Source organism: Streptomyces radiopugnans, assembly GCF_900110735.1.
GTDB lineage: Bacteria > Actinomycetota > Actinomycetes > Streptomycetales > Streptomycetaceae > Streptomyces > Streptomyces radiopugnans.
On the sequence record NZ_FOET01000006.1, the window covers coordinates 16,312 to 33,105 of the forward strand.

Genomic DNA, 16,794 nt, shown 5'->3' on the forward strand with positions numbered 1-16,794 from the left:
CCGGCTCACCCGTCGCCCGGATGGCGCCCTCCCCCGTGCCGTGCACTGCGGTCATCGGCCGTCCCCCTCCAGTGTGTCGGTCGCGGTGCCGTGTCGTCCGAACCGTTCCCACCGTCCGAGCCGTTCCCGTCCTCCGAGCCGTCCACACCCGAGCCGCCGGGGGAGTTCGCGCTCCGCTGCCGGCCGCGCCGCAGTCCGTGCTGGAACGAGGCCATCCGGGCGCGCGCCCGGTCGGCGTCCCGTCCCCGGTCCCGGCCTTGGTTCCGGTAACCACCCTGGTTCTGGTCCTGGTCCCGGCCGTGGTCGGGGCCCTGGTCGCCGTCCCCGTCCGGGATCCGGCCGGTGCCGGGCCGAAGCTCCCGGACGGGTCCGGTGCCTGCGCCCCCGCCGGACCGGTGGTGCGACGGGGGCCGCGGTGCCGGTTCACCGCGGTGGCTGACGGTACGCCCGCGCAGAAGGGCTCCGACGCCCCCGCCGCTCTCGCCGGCCTCCTCAAAGCCCCCGGCGGGCGGCTCCAGTTCGACGGGGCCGCCCCGGCCCGCTCCGATGGCGGGCCGGGCGCCGCGCAGCGGAAGCCCCGCGGCGGTCCGGGCGTGGTCGCCGGCGCGGTGCTCGGCGGCGTCCGCCTCCTCCCCCGCCGCCACGGCGTTCCGGGGCGCGGCTGCGACCTCGGTGAGCAGCGCACCCGGGACGAGCACGACGGCTGTGGTGCCGCCGTAGGGCGAGGGCTGCAGGGAGACGCGGACGTTCTGGCGCCGGCCGAGCCGGGAGACGACGAACAGGCCGAGCCGGTCGGTGTCGGAGAGCCGGAAGTCGGGCGTCTCGGAGAGCCGGAGGTTGGCCTCCAGCAGCGCGTCGGGGGACATGCCCAGACCCCGGTCGTGGATCTCCAGGGCGAAGCCGCTGGGGACCCGCTCGCCGAGCACCTGGACCGCGGTGTGCGGCGGCGAGAACACCGTGGCGTTCTCCAGGAGTTCGGCGATGAGGTGGGTCAGGTCGGCGATGGCGGCGCCGTCGACCGCGAGCGGGGGCAGCCGCCGCACCTCGATGCGCTCGTAGTCCTCCACCTCGGAGACGGCGGCGCGGACGACGTCCATCAGCGGGATGGGTTTGCGCCACTGGCGCGAGGGCGTGGCGCCGGAGAGGATGACCAGGCCCTCCGCATGGCGGCGCATACGGGTGGTGAGGTGGTCGAGCCGGAAGAGGTCGGCCAGTTCCTCGGGGTCCTCGGTGCGGCGCTCCATCGCGTCCAGCAGGGTGAGCTGGCGGTGCAGCAGCACCTGGCTGCGGCGGGCGAGGTTGACGAAGACCTCGGAGACGCCGCGGCGCATGTCCGCCTGTCTGACGGCGGCCTCGACGGCGGCCCGCTGGAGGGTGTTGAGGGCCTGCCCGACCTGCCCGATCTCGTCGCGTCCGTACTCCAGGCGCGGCGCCTCGGTCTCCACGTCGACCTGCTCGCCCGCGGCGAGCCGCCGCATGACGCCGGGCAGCCGTACGCCCGCCGCCTCTCCCGCCTCCCTGCGCAGGGCGCCGAGGTCGCGGACCAGGCCGCGGCCGATGCGCAGGGAGACGGCCACGGAGACGACGACGGCCGCGAAGCCCAGGATCCCGGCGACCGCGGCCCGCAGCAGCACGGAGGCGGCCTCCGGTTCGACGCGCCGGTGGTAGCGCTCGCCGGTCTCCCGGTCCATGTGCCGCAGCTCCTCCAGGACGGTGCCGGAGGTCTTCTGCCAGCGCTCCGCGTCGAAGGCCTTCACCGCTCCCGCGGCGCCGGCGCCGATGATCTCGTCCTCGGCAGCGCGCAGGGTCCGGCCGTCGGTGCCGGACCAGAACCTCTGGTACCTCTCCCGGTCCTCGGCGGGAAGCATCGACAGGTGCGTGCGGTAGGTGAGTTCGCGTTCGGCCACCCGGTCGGAGACGGCCCGCAGCTGCTCCCCGGTCATCCGGCCGGCGGTGAACGCGGCGGCCAGCAGGGCGTCCTCACGGGAGAGGTACTCGCGGGCGCGGGAGAGCCCGATGAGGGCGCGGCCCTCCCTCTCCAGCCGGACGTCGTCGACGCCGCGCATGCCGGTGAGGAAGGCGTGGCAGGGGTCGACGAGGGCGTTGTACGCGTCGTAGGCGTCCTGGCGCTCGGCGGTGTTGTCCGCGACCCGGGCGCGCACCCTGTCCAGCAGGCCGAGCGCGGCGAGGAGGTCGTCCAGGCGCCTGCGGGCATCACCGTCCAGCTCGCCGCGGACCTCCTCTCCTTCCGCCCGGGCTCGCAGGGCCGCCACCGCCTCGTCGGTGGCGCGCTGCCCGTCATGCAGGGCCGTCAGGGAGTCGGAGCGGCGTGGGTCGGCGATGTGGACGAGGGTGTGGCGGCGCTCGGCCTGGAGGGCGAGGACGGTTTCCTGGACCGGTTCGCCGAGTTCGCCCATGACGGCCGCGGCGTCGAGCAGCTGGTCCGCCTCGCGGCCGGTGATCACAGTGGCGAACGCCCAGATGGAGGTGAGCGCCACCAGGGGGACCAGCAGCAGCGCCATGATCTTCCGCCGGATCGACTTGCCGCGAAAGCGCATGGCCTCCCCTGTGTCCAACCCGCCGAGCGGGAGCATGGGTTCCCTCAGCAAACGGCGCGAGCCTACTACTGGCAACGGACCGGCCGTGGTCGCGTTTGGGACATCGGGCATCTGTACGGGCGCCTGTCGTGCGCTGTTGTGACGCTGTGTTGTGATACGCCGGATGCCGCACGGTGCGCGGGGAACGCGCGCACGACAGGGCACGGGGAGACCGCATGGGGCTGAGCAGGACCGACTGGGGACCGGGTGGTTTCGATCAGTTTCGATCGGACCGGGATGAGGACGAGGTGTACGAGGAGAGTGGAGATCCTGTGGGCACCGGATCGGGGCTGCCCGGCCCGGTGCGGGCGGCGGCCGTGCGCGCGGTCGTCCTCGTGGCCGTGACCCTGGTGCTGGTGATGGTCGCCGTCCTGTGCTCCCTGGCGCAGGTGTGGCTGGCCCTTCCCATGGTGCTCGCGGCGGTGGCGGGCACGGTGGTCACCACCTGGGGGGTGCTGGACGTGTGGGTCACCCGGCAGATGTGGAACCAGCGCAACGGGGTGGTCTCCACACCGAGCAGTGTGGCGCGCGAGCGCCGCGCCTTCCGCCGAAGACACGGCTGACGGCCGCCGACGCCCGGTCCGTGGCGCCCTGGGGGGCCTCCCCCGCAACTCCATTGCGGGCGGGGCCCGTTGTTCAGGGATTCGGCAGGGTGCGCGCCGTCCTCATGGACGATCACGCCGTCCGGCCCGCTCGCCGAGGATGTGGTGCGCAGCGGACGCCCCGTCCGCACCACTGGAGGAGCCGATGAGACAGCTCGCCCGTACCGCTCTGGCCGCCGCCCTCGTCCTCGGGTTCACGGCGGGCCCGCTGGCCCTGCCCGCCACGGCCCATCACCGCTCCCCCGCGGCGGTCACCGCGGAGAAGGGGGGTTTTGGACCCGACGCCGCCGCGCTGCGCGCCGCGCTGACCGGATTGCCGGACCGGGAGGTGACCGCGGCGCTCGTACGCGTCGGCGGCGACGGCGCCTGGCGCGGCGCGGCCGGAGTGCGGGACCTGCGGACCGGCGCCCCGGCCCTGGAGCACGGCCGCTTCCGGGCCGGGTCCGTCACGAAGCTGGTGACCGCGGCCGTCGTGCTGCAACTGGCCGCCGAGGGGAAGGTGGACCTGGACGTGTCCGCCGGGGTCTACCTGCCGGAGCTGCTGACGCCCGCTTTCGAGCGGCCTTTCACCGTACGGCAGTTGCTGGACTTCACCAGCGGACTCCGGCCGGGCGGCTCACTCGGCGACACCGTGGAGGAGGGTTACCCGCACCGCTTCGAGACGCTCACGCCGCGGGAGGTCGTGGCCGCGTCCGTCGCCAGGGGACCGGCGTCCGCTCCGGGGGAGCGGCAGGAGTACGGCAACATCCACTACACGGTGCTGGGCATGCTGATCGAGGAGGTCACCGGGGACACCTACGAGCACCAGGCCGCCACGCGTGTCCTCCGGCCGCTCGGCATGCGGCACACCTCCTTCCCCGACGGTCCCGACCCGCGTCTCCACGGTCCGCACAACCGCGGCTACGACTGGCTCGACGGCAGGCTGGTGGACGTCACCGGGTGGAACATGTCGGACCGCTGGGCGGCCGGTGGCATGATCTCCACCACCGCGGACCTGGAGCGGCTCATAACCGCCCTGTTCGGCGGGAAGGTCGTACCGGAGCCGCAGTTGGAGGAGTTCTTCACCGTGCCGGACGTCCCCGGGGCGGCCGTGGCCGCCGGCGGCATGGCGCCCTATGACGTGAACGGCAGGGAGGCCCGGGGCAAGACCGGCTCCCGCCCCGGCTACCAGACCGTCGTCGCCGCGACGCGCGACCTGTCGCGGACGCTCGTCTACTGCGTCAACAGCACCGACGCCAAGGGGGACGCGATGGGCAACGTCCAGCGCTTCGCGTTCCCCGCCTTCAACCGCTGAGCCGCCGGCTCCTCCGGACCTCCCGGCAGGACCGGTGGGGCCGGATCGATCAGTCGGGCACGGGTGCGGGCATGTCCGCCGCGGTGGTCCCCTCGCTTTCGCCGGGGGCGGCCGGCGCCGGGACGGAGGGCGGAGTGTCCTGCGCCCGGCCGGGGCCGTCGGGGCGGCGGAACATCCGGGTGGCGGTGATCTCGCCGTGCACCGGTTCGGACTCCGGGTCCTGCTTGGGCAGACCGGGCCGCAGGTGCTCCTCGACGCTGATGTACTTCAGCCCCGCCCTCAGGTCTGCGTCGTTGCGCAACCGGATCACCAGCGGGAACTCCGCCAGCGCCGTGGTGTCGAACAGGCCGGTGGTGTAGATGAGCTGGACGCCGAGCGCGTCGGCCACCGCGCGCTGGAGCTCCAGCAGATAGGTGGCGTTGGCGCGGCCGATGGGGTTGTCGAGGAAGAGCGTGCCCGCGTGCCGGTGCCTGTCGCGGCCCCGGTCGTTGCTGCGCAGCGCGGCCATCGTGCAGTACAGGGCGATGGCCGCGGTCAGCAGCTGGCCGCCGGAGAAGACGTCCCCCATCTGCCCGACCGGCACCCGCTCGGCGCGCAGCACCGCGTCGGGCTTGAGGATCTCCACCGACACCCCGCGCGGCCGGAGGGCGGCGTGGACGCCCCGCAGCAGCAGTGTCATGCCGTCCCGGCGCAGATCGGAGTTGCGGCGTACGGCCGCCCGGGTGGCCTCGTCGATGACCTCTCCCAGTCGCTCGGCGAGGGCCGCCTGGTCGGGGTCCTCGAAGCGGATGCGCAGGAACTCCTGACCGGACCACTCCCCCAGCCCTCCGGGGAGCCGGGACAGGCGCTGGGCGGAGCGGAGGGTGGCCAGTGAGGACTCCACCAGGCCGCGCAGCCGGTCCACGATGCTGTCCCGGTTGCGCTCCAGCTGGTCGAGCTCGTCGGTCAGGACGCGCAGCCGGGGCTCGAAGGCGGCGGCCCAGGAGGCGGCGTGGTCGGGCAGGGCGGCGGCCGGCAGCTCGCGGATCTGCTGGCGGGCGGGGGTGCGCACCTGCTCGTAGCGGGTGGAGTTGGCGTGCCGCACCAGGACGTCGCTCGCCTCGCGCACGGCCGACTCGGCGGCGGTGAGGTCGGCGGCGCAGCCGCGCAGGGAGCGGCGGGCCTCGGCGGCCGCCTGCCGGGCCTGGTCGAGGGTGCCGGTGTACGGCTCGGGCCGCTCCCCGCCCTCCTCCGGGCCCGTACCGCCCGTGCCGTGCGGGTCGCGCAGCAGGTCGCGGAGCATGGCGGCCAGCTCGTCGAAGGCCCCGGCGGCGTCCTCGGCGGCGCGCTGGGCGCGGACCAGCTCGGCGTGGGCGGCCCGGGCGGCCTCCAGCGCGTCGGTGCGGGCGGCCAGTTCGGTGTTGGCGCCGCGCAGCAGGGTCTGTGCCTGCTCGGCGTCGGCGGGGACCAGTTCCTCCGGCAGTTCGGTGTAGGCGTCCCGCTCCTCGCCGGGAGCCAGTCGTTCGGCCTCGCCGCGCAGCCGGCCGAGCTGCTCGCTGGCGGCCGAGGCGCGGGACTCCAGCATCTGGACCAGCGCCTCGGCGCGGGCCGCGGCGGCCTGCCGGGAGGGGCCGTCGGCGCCGTCGGGCCCCTCCAGGAGCTGGGCGGCGCGGGTGCGTACCTTGTTGGTGAGCCGGTCCAGGGCGGCGCGCGCGGCGCTCTCGTCGCCCTCGGCGCGCGCCTGTTCGGCACGCAGGTCGGCGCCAACGCCGACCTTCTCGTAGAGCTGGGAGGCCGCGCGGTACGCCTCGCGCAGGGCGGGCAGGGAGGCGGGAGGGCCTGCGGGCTGCGCGGCGGCGTCCGGGCCGCCGGCCGCGTCGAGCGTGTCGGGGGCGCCCGCGATCTCGGCGCGCTCGGCGCGCAGCGCGCGGGCGGTACGGCGCGCGTCGTCGGCGGCCCGCTGGGCGGCGCGCCGGTCCTCGTCGGCGGCCCGGGCTCGCTCCAGGCAGGCGCCGGCCCGGGCCTCGGCCTCGGCCGCCTCGTCGGCCAGCTCCCGCAACCGGGCCTGCCACTTGGCGCGCTCGCGCAGCCGGAAGGCCAGTCCGGCCAGTGCGTCGGCGGAACGGCGGGCCTGCTGGGCGCGCTCCTGCCTCTCCTCGCGTACGCGGGCGGCCTCGGCCGCGCTCTCCTCGGCCTCGGCCGCGGCGGCGCGGGTCTCCTCCAGGTGCTGCCGGGCGGTCTCGGCGGCCTCGGCGGCGGCCCGCGCCCCGGCGGCCAGCTCGGCCAGGCGGCCGGGCGGGCAGCCGGTGCGCCAGGAGGCGATCCGGGCGGCCAGGGAGCGGTCGGCGGACAGCCGCGCGGCCAGGGAGCGGATCTCCTCGTCGCGGGCGGCGGCGCGCTCGCGCAGCCGGCGGCGCTCGTCGTCGGCTGCGTGCTCGTCGTGCATGGCCGGGTTGGGCGGTACGAGGAACACGCCGGAGCCGCCGAGGGCTCCGCCGTCCTCGCCTCCGGGTGCGGGGACGGGTGCCAGCAGCGCGGCGGCGGTGCCGACGGCGACGGCCGATCGGGGCAGCAGGGCCGCGCCCGACAGCACCTCCCGGGCTCGGGCGTGGCTTCCGGGGTCGGTGATGACGACGCCGTCGACCAGTTCGGGCCGGGCGGCCAGGACGGCGGCGTGGTCGGCCGGGTCCACGGACTGGGCGAGGTAGCGCCAGCCGGGCAGGGCGGGGATGCCGTGCTCGCCCAGGTACTCGACGGTGGCCAGGACGTCGGGGCCGGGCGGCAGCAGTCCGCCGTCGCCGAGGGCGCCGAGGATGCGGGAGTCGTCCGCGGCGGCCGTACGCAGGTCGAACAGCTGGCGCTCGGCGGCCGCGACCGACTCCTCCAGCAGCTCGCGCAGGGTCTCGGCGTTGCGGTCCAGCCCCTCGGCGTCCAGCGCGCCTGCGGGGCCGGGCCCGCCGGGACCGGACTCGCCGGGACCGGACTCGGAACCGGGCTCCGGGGAGGCCGCCTGCCGGTCGCCGCCGGGCAGACCCAGCAGCTCGGCCAGGCGCTCCTCGGCGCCCAGTGTCTCGGCGGCGCGCCGCTCGGCGGCGTACGCGCTCCCGGCCGCCTCGGCGGCGTCCGCGGCGCGGGCCGCGGCCAGTTCGGCGCGGGAGCGGGCCGCGGCGGTCTCCCGGGCGCGCTCGGCGGTGCGTCGGGCGCTCTCGCGCGCGGTCTCCCAGGCGGCGACGGCGGCCTTCTCCGCGTCACTGGCGGCCAGGGCGGCACGGGCCGGGTCGGCGTCGGGCGAGGAACCGTCCAGCCAGCCGGCGCGTACGGCCTGGGCCGTCTCCTGCTCGACCTCGGCCAGGCGCTGGCGCAGATGCTCGCTCTCGCTGCGGGCGCGCTGGGCCTCGGTGGCGGCGGCGGTGGCGTCGCGGTGGGCGGCCTCGCCCTCGCCCTGCAGGGCGGTGGAGCGCTCCTCCTCCTCGGCCGCGAGGTGCTCGGCCTTCTCCGCGGCCGCGTGCAGGGCGCGCACCAGCTCGGTGGCCGCCCGGGCACGGGCGGCCAGCGCGGGGGCGGCGTCGCGCTCGGCCTCCCGGATGGCCGCGGCGACCCGGGCGGCGCGGTCGGCGGCGGCGCGGTGCGCCAGTACCGTCTCGGCCGCCTGCCAGGCGGCGTGCAGGGTGCGGGCCTCGCTCAGCTCCCGGCGCTGGGCGGCGGCGCTCCTCTCACCGGCGGCCAGCGCCAGGGAGGCGTGGCGGTAGGCGAGTTCGGCGGCGATGAGCGCGGCGCGCTCACGCTCGCGTTCGGCCTCGGCGGCGGACCCGGCGGCGTGGTCGGCCCGCTCGGCGAGTTCGGCGGCGCGTCCGCGCTCCTCGGTGCCTCGGGCGGACAGCCGCCGGGCCAGGGTGCGGGTGCGCTGCTCGGCTCCGGCGTGGACGGCGCGGGCCTGCTCGCGGTGGCGGGCGGCCTCGTCGATGCGGCGCAGCAGGTCCAGCGACCCGGCGGTGAAGTCCTTCTCGGCGGTCAGTTCGGCGCGGCGACCGAGCTTGTGGGCGAAGCCGTGCACCAGGTCGGCCAGCCCGTCGGTGTCGCGGGTGTCGGTGACCGCGCGCAGCAGCAGATCGGTGAAGTCGGAGTCGTTCTTGACGGCGAACAGGCCGGCGGCCTCTCCCTCGTCGGCGTTCATCTCCCGCTGGTAGCGGAAGAGTTCGGGGTCGAGGCCGAGGTGGCCCAGGTGCTCGTTCCAGCGTTCGTGGACCTCCTCCCACACCACGTCGAGGTTCGGGTAGGTCTTGCCCGTCTCCACCAGGACGTCGCGGAAGCCCTTCATGGTGCGGCGCCGGCCGCGGGCGGCGGAGGCGCCCTCGGCGACGGGCCGCAGCGCGGTGGACTCGGCCACCGGCAGGGAGTCCAGGTTCATGCCCGGGCCGGGCCGGAAGCTGTACCAGGCCTCGGCGAACTTGCGCGGGTCGCTGGAGACCTGGCGGCCGCGCCACTCACTGACCTTGCCGACGACGACGGTCTCCCCGGTGAGGGTGTGCTGCCACTCCAGGGCGACGTGCCCGCAGTCGTCGGCCAGCAGGAACTTGCGCAGCACTCCGGAGCTGGCGCCGCCGAGGGTGTTGCGGTGACCGGGCAGCATCACCGAGAAGATCAGCTTGAGCAGGACGGACTTGCCGCCGCCGTTCTCCAGGAAGAGCACGCCGGCGGGGGCGGGGCGGCGCGGCGGGCCGATCGGCTCGTCCTCGAAGAAGTCCGCCTGGGCGGGGGCGGGGCTGGGCACCGGCTCGCCGACCCCGCGCAGGTCCAGCACGGTGTCGGCGTAGCGCGCACCGGCGGGCCCGATGGAGTAGAGGCGGATCCGGGACAGCTCGTACATGGCGGCGGGGCTCTCGTTGCTCTGGCGTCGCTGGGGACGGGGTTCAGCTGTGGAAGGGCAGTCCGGCGTCGGCGGCCGGTTCGAGGGCGTCGGGGTCGGGGGGCGGCAGCAGGGTGGCGCTGCCGTCGCCGACGGGCACGACACCCAGCTCCAGCAGCTCGGTCATGGCGGCGCTGCCCGCCATGTCGCGCACCTGGAGCTGGTAGCGGGCGGTGGTGCGGTAGGTGCCCCCGGCGTCGTCGCCGGTGCGCTGGAGGAAGCCGGAGTCGGCGAGGAAGGCGGCGGCCTTGGCGACGATCCCGGTGGTGGAGCCGGCCAGCCGGCGGGAGTCCTTGGTGGCCCCGGTGGCGCTGCGCCGGGTGTACACCCGCCAGGCGGCCTCCAGGCCGGGCGCGTCGCTGGCCGGGTCGGTGTTCTCGCCCTCCCGCTCGGCGCGCTCCTCCAGTCTCCGGCAGGCCTGGCGGACGAAGGCGTCCACTCCGTTGACGGAGATCCTGCCGACGTAGCCGTCGTCGGCCAGGTCCTCGGGGCGGGGGAAGGCCAGGGCGGCGATGGCCAGATGGGCCAGGCCGTGCAGGAATCGGTCGGTGGAGTCGGAGGTGGCGCGGCGGGCGTAGTCGCCCATGCGCACGGCGAAGACGGAGTCCTCGGCGGCGGTGACGGCCATTCCCGCGCGCGGGGAGACCTCCAGCACGACCAGCCCGAGGCCGGTGGCGACGGCGTCGGCGAGCCGGGCGAATGCGGGCTCCTCCCGGTAGCGGCGCAGCAGCTCCGCGTACTCGGCGTCACGGGCGGGCAGCAGCTTGGGCTGGAGGCCGAAGGAGACCAGCCGGGCGGCGTCGGCGGCGTCCGGCGGGGAGAGGGGGACCCTGCCGGGAGCGGCGGGAACGCCGGACCGTTCGCCGGGCTCCGCTCCGGGCCCGCCGTGTCCGCCCGGCCCCTCCTGCTCGTCGTGGACGCCGTAACCGGGGTACGGGCCGTACTCGTTCAAGATGCCACCTCCGTGCGGTCCGCCGCCATGCCCGCGGCGTCCAGCAGGGCCGTCCCCACCACGAGGTCGGCGCCGCCGAACTCCGGGTCGTCCAGTTCCGTGCCGTCGTCCACGGCGAACAGCAGGCGCCGTTCGCCCTGCCGGTAGGCGGTGCCGACCGGCGGGCTGGCGGCGTGCACCGCCAGCAGGGCCACCAGGTAGGGCAGCTCCGGGTCGCGGCGGCGGGCCTCGGCCAGCAGGCCCGACAGCCGGCGCGGGGCGTCGGCGGGCAGCTCCAGCAGCTCCCGGGCGGCCTCCATCTGCTCCTCGCTGAACCGGCTGTCGTCGGGGGTGGCGACCAGATCCGGCTCGGGCATCTCGGCGCCCAGGTGCTCGCGGGGCGCGGGCGGGGTGAGCAGCATCTCGGTCAGGTCCCCCAGCCGTACGGCCGCCGGGGTGCGCAGCCCGGTGCCGCGGGCGAAGAAGGCGTCGGTGACCTTGGTGGCCCGCTCCACCGGCAGCGGCAGCACGGGGGCGAGCAGCTGCCCGTACAGGTCGAGGCCGGCGCCGGCGGCGGGCGGGGCGAACGCCTGCCGGTCCTGCTCGGCGCGGAAGAGCGGTCCGGCCTCCAGCAGCCGGGACTGGAGCTGGGTGTGGCGCCGGATGCAGTCCTTGACGATGTCGACCAGTTCGGCGGCGCGCAGCTTGTGGCCGGGGTTCTTGTCGGCGGGGGCCTCGTCCCGCGCCCTGCGGATGTTGGTGAGGATCGCGTTCTCGTGGCGGTAGCGGTCGGCGACGTGGTCGAGCGCCTCGGCGATCATGTCGGGGACGGCGTTGAGCCAGTCGACCGCGCGGACGTTGCGCCGGGTGGCCTCCAGGGTGCGGCGCAGCGTCTCGGCGTACTGCACGGTGCGGTAGCGGGCCTGCTCGGCGGCGAGCTGGGCGTCGGCCAGGCGGCCCCGGCTGACCAGCACCTCCAGCTTGACCTCGGCGGCGATCTGCGCGCTGGTGACATCGGTGTCGAGGGCGCCGACCAGGACGTTGACCGCCTCGTCGGTGGTGCGCAGGTACACCCCTCCGCCCGGCCCCGGCACCTCCTCGATCAGCTTGAAGTCGTAGTCGCGCCGCACGTACTCGCCGTCGGGGCCGAAGGTGCCGTAGACGGCGCGGAACCCCCGGTCGACGCTGCCGACGTTGATCAGGTTCTCCAGGACCCAGCGGGCGACCCGCTCGTGCTCGGCGGCGGGCCGCCGCGGCGCCTGGGCCGCGACCCGCGGCAGCAGCCGGGCCACTATCTCCTCGTGGTCGGCGCCGGTGTCGAAGTCCATGTGCAGGGTGACCAGGTCGATGGCGGCCAGCGCCACCTCCGCCATCGAGTACGTGCCGTACTCCCCGGCCAGGTTGGCCTTGCGCGCGTCCAGGTCGTGCAGGGGCGCGGTGCAGGCCAGCGCCCGCAGACGCCGGGCCAGGCCCTCGTCGGCGGCCGGGCCCGGTGCGGGCCGCGCGGCGCCGGGGGATGAGGCGGATACTGCTGTGGTCACACGGCACAGATTAGGCGCTGGCACTGACAGAGATCGAAACGGCGGGAACGCGCCCGGCGGCGCGGGTCCCCGGGGCCGGTCCGGTACGCTCCGGGCCGGCCCCGGGGGCCCGCGCCGGCCGGGTCAGCGGGCCGCCGCGCCGCCGGAGCCGAGCCGGCCGCGCACCGCGCTCTGCACGCCCTCCTCCTCGGCGGGATCGGCGGCCAGCCGCCGCAGCCGCTCGACGACCCGGGTGTCGCCGGTCGCGGCGTGGCGGGCGGCGATCTCGCGGGTGGACTCCTCGCAGTCCCACAGGCACTCGATGGCGAAGCCCGCCGCGAAGGCGGGGTCGGTGGCGGCCAGGGCGCGGGCGGCCCGGCCGCGCAGCTGGGAGGAGGCGGTCTCGCGGTAGACGTGCCGCAGGAGGGGGGCGGCGCGGTGCACGGCCAGCCGGCCGGCGCCGTCGACCAGCGGCCACAGGGCGTCGGAGTCGGGCCCCTCGGCGCGCACGGTGCGGCGCAGCGCGGCCAGCACCAGGGGGGCGTCCCGTTCCGCGCCGTGGCAGGCCAGCAGCGTGGCGGCCGCCGTGCCCAGGGGGTCCTCGCGCCGCGCCCAGCGGCGGGCGCGTTCGAGCGCGGCGGTGCCGCGCGTCCGGGAGAGGGCGTCCAGCGCGGCCCGGGCGACGGTGCCGGAGGGACCGCCCGCGAGGCCCGCGGGGTCGGCGGCCGGGTCCCCCGCGGCGGCCTCGATCAGGTCCAGTGCGGCCGGGTCGCCCCGCTCGGCGAGGTGGCGCAGGGCGACGGCGCGCGCGATGTCGGGGCCGGAGCGGGCGGCGTCGAGCAGTTCGGGGCGGTCGTCGGGCCCGGCGACGGCGGTCAGGCAGCGGGCCGCCGCGGCCTCGCGGTGCCGCGGGTCGGGGCCCGGAGCCGCCATGGGCACCGCGGACCCCGCCGACGCGGAGGCGAGCGGTCCGTCGGCGGCGGGGTGGGCGGTGGAGAGGAGTGGATCGCCTTCCTGGGCCCAGTCGAGCACCGCGCGCACGCTCCAGCCGGGGCGCGGCCCGGCCGGCCTCATCTGGCGCTGCCAGCGGCCGAAGGAGCCCTGCTCACGGGCGCGTCCGAGGCGTTCGCCCTGCTCGGGGCGGGCCGGGTCCTCGGCCCACAGCCGCCAGGGCCTGGGCTCGAAGGCGTCGCGGACGGCCGCCGCCAGCTCGGCGTCGCCCTCGGGGGTGCGCGGGAAGCGCGCCAGGACGGCGGGGCCCAGCGGGCGCAGTCCGGCGTCGTCGTCGCGGACGGCCAGTTCGTCCAGGGCCCAGCGCCAGTTGGCGCCGCGCGAGGCGTAGCGGCGCAGCAGCAGCAGTGCGCCGCGGTCGCCGTAGGAGGCCAGGTGCCCGAGGACGGAGAGGGCCAGTCCGGTGCGCTCCTCACCGCCGTCGGTGAGGTCGTCGGGGCCGAACAGGTGCTCCTCGATGTCGTCGAGCCCGGCGTCCAGCTCCACGTGGAGCCGTGCGTAGTACAGGGAGCGGTGCTCGAGCCGCCAGTCGCGCCGGGGGTCACAGCGCAGGCAGTGGCTCAGCGCGGCGAGCGCTTCGGCACGCGGGGCCGCCAGAGCGTGCAGCGTGCCGTCGCCGCGGCCCCTCTGGAGGAGGCCGAGCAGCGTACCGCTGGGCGCTATGTCGGAATCGACGGAATCGGCGAACATAAGGTCAGCATCCGGTGCGGGGTGAGGGACTGGCAACGGGATTTCCGCTCTCCGGGGTTCCGGCCGGTCACCGCGGGTTCGTCCCCCGTTCGTCCCGGGTCCTCCCACGGGTTCCCGGCACCGTGCGGAAAGCGGTCACTCCGGCCGCCGAAGGATACCGGGACCAGGGCGCCGCGCCGAGTCCGCGCGCACGGGCGGTGCGGAGACGGCGGCCCCGGGCGTCCGCGGCCGCAGGACGGCCGGGTGCCCCGGGGCCCGCCGCCGCTACACCGCCGCCCCGCCCCCGGCCCGCCGGGGCGCGGGCACCGCGGCTGTCGCACCGGAGAAGCCGGGGGCCGCGGGGAGGGCGAGCGCGATCTCCTCGCGCAGGTCCTCGACCTTGGGGTACCCGGCGTACCGTCCGGTGAGCCGGTACATCTCCCGCAGCCGGTCCCAGGTGCGGTGGGAGGAGGTGTTGCCGATGGTGACCAGGGCCAGCCGCGCGTAGCGGTCCGCCTGCTCCGGGTCGTCGGCGATGAAGCAGGCGGAGGCGAGTGAGATGTAGTCGAGGATCTTCGACCTCTCGCGGCCCTTCTCCCGCAGCCGCAGCGCCTCCTTGGCGTGCTTCTCGGCCGTCCTCGCCGCCGAGGGGTCGTGCTCGGCCAGGGTGCGGTACGCCAGCGCCTGCATCCCGTGCAGGTCGGCCTCGTCGAACAGCTGCATCCAGCTCGGCGGCGGTACGTCCCCCCGGTCGGAGACGAACAGGTCCTCGGCCCGGCCGAGGGTGCGCCGCATCGCCTGGCCGCGCCCCATGGAGGCGTGGGCCCACGCCTCGATGGTGTGGAGCATCGCGCGGGTGCGCGGCAGGGTCTCCTCGCCGCAGCCGGCCTTGGCCAGCTTCATCAGGTCCAGGGCCTCGTCGGGTCTGCCCAGGTGCACCATCTGGCGCGCGGCCCGGGAGACGGCCTCCCCGGCGCGAGGCCGGTCGCCGCCCTCGCGGGCCGCGTGCGCGGCGATGACGAAGTACTTCTGCGCGGTGGGCTCCAGGCCGACGTCGTGGGACATCCAGCCGGCGAGGACCGCCAGGTTGGCCGCCACCCCCCACAGCCGCCGCTGGATGTGCGGCGGGTGGCGGTAGGCGAGCATGCCGCCCACCTCGTTGAGCTGGCCCACCACCGCCTTGCGCTGGAGACCGCCGCCGCGGGCCGCGTCCCAGGCGCGGAAGACCTCCACGGAGTGTTCCAGGGACTCGACCTCCTCCACGCCGACGGGTGCGGCCTCGTAGCGGTCGGAGGAGGCGGGGGCGGCGAGGGCGGAGCCGCCCGGCCGGGGGGCGCCCGCCGGAGCCGGATCGGTCCGGAGCCAGTCGTACAGGGCGCTGCTGAGCGCCGGTCCTGCGGTGAGCGCGGCGCCCGCGCCCACCAAGCCGCGTCGGTTGAGCATGAGGTCCATTCCCGTGAATTCGGTGAGGACCGCGGCGGTCTGTTCGGGGGCCCACGGCAGTCCGTGGACGGACTGCCGTCTCCCTGTCTGTCCAGACCGGCTGAACCCGAGGTCCTCGATGGTCACGACACGGCCGAGTCGCTCGGTGAACAGGGTCGCCAGCACCTTCGGCACCGGGTCGCGCGGGGTCTCCCCCATGTCGATCCAGCGCCTCACCCGGGAGGTGTCGGTCGCCAGCTGCGGGTGGCCCATGGCCGCCGCCTGCCGGTTCACGCGCCGGGCGAGTTCGCCCTTGGACCAGCCGGTGAGGCCGAAAAGGTCCGCGAGGCGGGTGTTGGGTCCCTTGGTCACGTCGTAGCCCCCAGGTTCTCGGCTGTGTCGACAGTAGCCCTCGCGGGCCGCCCCCGAAGGGGCGCGCGGGTATTCGCCAGGGTTCGCCAGGGTCCGCCAGATGGTGTGCCACCCGTGCCCGGGTGTGCTGTAGGAACGCGCCACCCCGTCCGGTCGCCGGCTTCCGCATTCCCCAGGGTGCGGCACGCCCCGGCCGGCCGGGTGGCGCGGCAATCCGTCGGCGCACGAAGGGATCCGGCTCGTCCATGAATCCAACACCGTCTCCCGTGCCGGCCCCGGTCCGGCCGCGTCCGCGACCGCAGTACGGCACCGTCCTCCCCGAGCCGGTGCGCACACCGCCCGCGGTCGCCGGCCTGCCCCGGCCGCGCCGGGCGCCCGGCGCGGGGGTCCTGCCGGCCGCCGGGAGGCCGGAGCCGTCCGGCCCGCGGGACGGGCGGCTGCGCACCGCCATCGCCTCGGTGCACCGGGTCTGCCCGGAGTTCCAGCCGGTGCAGGTGCTGCGCCGGGGCGGGCGCTCGGTGCTGCTGGCGGGCACCGTCGGCCGCGGCGGCGCGGTCGCCAAGTGCCTGCTGGACCACTCGCCCGCGCGGGTCGAGCGGTTCCGGCACGAGATAGCGGTCTACCGCGCCTTCGTGCGCCAGCGGCCGCCGGTGCGGGTGCCCCGGCTCATCGCCGCCGACCCCGACGGCTGCGTACTGGTCGCCGAGCGGGCTCCGGGCCGCCCGATGGCACTCCAGCGGCATCCGCTGGAACTCCCGTCGCCTGCCGACCTGCGCGCGGTGCTGGGCGCGGTGTGCCGGGTGAACGCCTGGCAGCCGCCCGCAGGCCTCTTCGGGGCTCCGGTCGACTACGGTGTGCGGATCGCCCGCTACCACGGGCTGGGACTGCTGACGGATCGTGACCTGGGCGATCTGCGGAAGCTGCTCCACGGCCTGGCACGCGGCGGCGGCCGCGCGCAGTTCTGCCACGGCGACGCCCTGCCGGTGAACGTGCTGCTCTCCCCGGCCGGTCCGGTGCTGCTGGACTGGGAGCACGCGGGCTGGTACCTGCCGGGCTACGACCTGGCCACCCTGTGGTCGGTGTTGGGCGACAGCCCGATGGCCCGCCGCCGCATCAGCCGGCTCGCCCAGGCCGGGGGCCGCGACGCGCGGGACGCCTTCCTGGTGAATCTGATGCTCGTCCTCACCCGGGAGGTCCGTGCCTGCGAGACGGCCGTGCAGCGCGCCATGCGGGACCCGGGGCCGGCCCCGGGCAGCGACCGGACCGGCCTGCTGAGCACCGGCGAGGAGCAGCGGCTGCTGCTGCGCCGTCTGCACGACGACTGCGCGATGGTCCGGCGCGCGGTGCGGGCGGCGGTGGGCACACGCTGACGGCCAGCCCCTGCGGCGCCCCGTCGCCGGGCCGCTCCCGGCCCGGCGACGGGGCGCCGCAGGGTGCTGCGGGGCGCCGCGGGGCGTCACCGGGCTGGACCTGTGACGCCGCGCAGGTCCG

At 76.3% G+C, this 16,794-nt stretch carries 9 protein-coding genes; 3 read left to right on the forward strand and 6 right to left on the reverse strand.

Translation table 11 applies throughout. The features are described 5' to 3' along the window. Positions 1–5: 5 nt before the first annotated feature. Positions 6–2,558: a sensor histidine kinase gene (locus BMY40_RS13900; protein WP_093659268.1), complete on the reverse strand. Its 2,553-nt coding sequence runs from the start codon at positions 2,556–2,558 to the stop codon at positions 6–8. Between the two features lie 311 nt (positions 2,559–2,869). Here BMY40_RS13900 and BMY40_RS13905 point away from each other — a divergent pair, with 311 nt between their 5' ends. Both BMY40_RS13905 and BMY40_RS13910 read left to right on the forward strand, forming a co-directional pair. Then, positions 2,870–3,160, forward strand: coding sequence for a hypothetical protein (locus BMY40_RS13905; protein ID WP_093659270.1), 291 nt, complete (start codon positions 2,870–2,872; stop codon positions 3,158–3,160). Positions 3,161–3,344: 184 nt separating this feature from the next. Further along, entirely contained in the window at positions 3,345–4,493 is a 1,149-nt protein-coding gene (locus tag BMY40_RS13910) for a serine hydrolase domain-containing protein (protein ID WP_093659272.1), read from the forward strand. Positions 4,494–4,542: 49 nt separating this feature from the next. On the opposite strand, the gene BMY40_RS13915 is transcribed toward BMY40_RS13910, so the two are convergent. From BMY40_RS13915 to BMY40_RS13935, 5 genes are all read right to left on the reverse strand, one after another. Further along, positions 4,543–9,339, reverse strand: a complete 4,797-nt coding sequence (locus BMY40_RS13915; protein WP_245770078.1) for a hypothetical protein — start codon at positions 9,337–9,339, stop codon at positions 4,543–4,545. Between the two features lie 43 nt (positions 9,340–9,382). Continuing rightward, entirely contained in the window at positions 9,383–10,330 is a 948-nt protein-coding gene (locus BMY40_RS13920) for a hypothetical protein (RefSeq protein ID WP_245770079.1), read from the reverse strand. Then, positions 10,327–11,850 (reverse strand): hypothetical protein, encoded by a 1,524-nt coding sequence (locus BMY40_RS13925; protein ID WP_425443110.1) that lies wholly within the window; start codon positions 11,848–11,850, stop codon positions 10,327–10,329. Before BMY40_RS13925 ends, BMY40_RS13920 begins: the two co-directional genes overlap by 4 nt. 123 nt (positions 11,851–11,973) lie before the next feature. Further along, positions 11,974–13,530, reverse strand: coding sequence for a hypothetical protein (locus BMY40_RS13930; protein WP_093659274.1), 1,557 nt, complete (start codon positions 13,528–13,530; stop codon positions 11,974–11,976). 264 nt (positions 13,531–13,794) lie between these two features. After that, positions 13,795–15,303, reverse strand: a complete 1,509-nt coding sequence (locus BMY40_RS13935) for a DNA-binding protein NsdB (protein ID WP_107436769.1) — start codon at positions 15,301–15,303, stop codon at positions 13,795–13,797. Positions 15,304–15,548: 245 nt separating this feature from the next. Between BMY40_RS13935 and BMY40_RS13940 the strand changes: the two genes are divergently transcribed. After that, positions 15,549–16,673 (forward strand): aminoglycoside phosphotransferase family protein, encoded by a 1,125-nt coding sequence (locus BMY40_RS13940; RefSeq protein ID WP_093659276.1) that lies wholly within the window; start codon positions 15,549–15,551, stop codon positions 16,671–16,673. The last annotated feature ends 121 nt before the right edge of the window (positions 16,674–16,794 follow it).

Bases quoted from the DNA above. Each gene is read 5' to 3' on its own strand.
- BMY40_RS13900 (WP_093659268.1), bottom strand. From the start codon at position 2,558: ATGCGCTTTCGCGGCAAGTCGATCCGGCGGAAGATCATGGCGCTGCTG.
- BMY40_RS13915 (WP_245770078.1), bottom strand. From the start codon at position 9,339: ATGTACGAGCTGTCCCGGATCCGCCTCTACTCCATCGGGCCCGCCGGT.
- BMY40_RS13910 (WP_093659272.1), top strand. From the start codon at position 3,345: ATGAGACAGCTCGCCCGTACCGCTCTGGCCGCCGCCCTCGTCCTCGGG.
- BMY40_RS13930 (WP_093659274.1), bottom strand. From the start codon at position 13,530: ATGTTCGCCGATTCCGTCGATTCCGACATAGCGCCCAGCGGTACGCTG.
- BMY40_RS13940 (WP_093659276.1), top strand. From the start codon at position 15,549: ATGAATCCAACACCGTCTCCCGTGCCGGCCCCGGTCCGGCCGCGTCCG.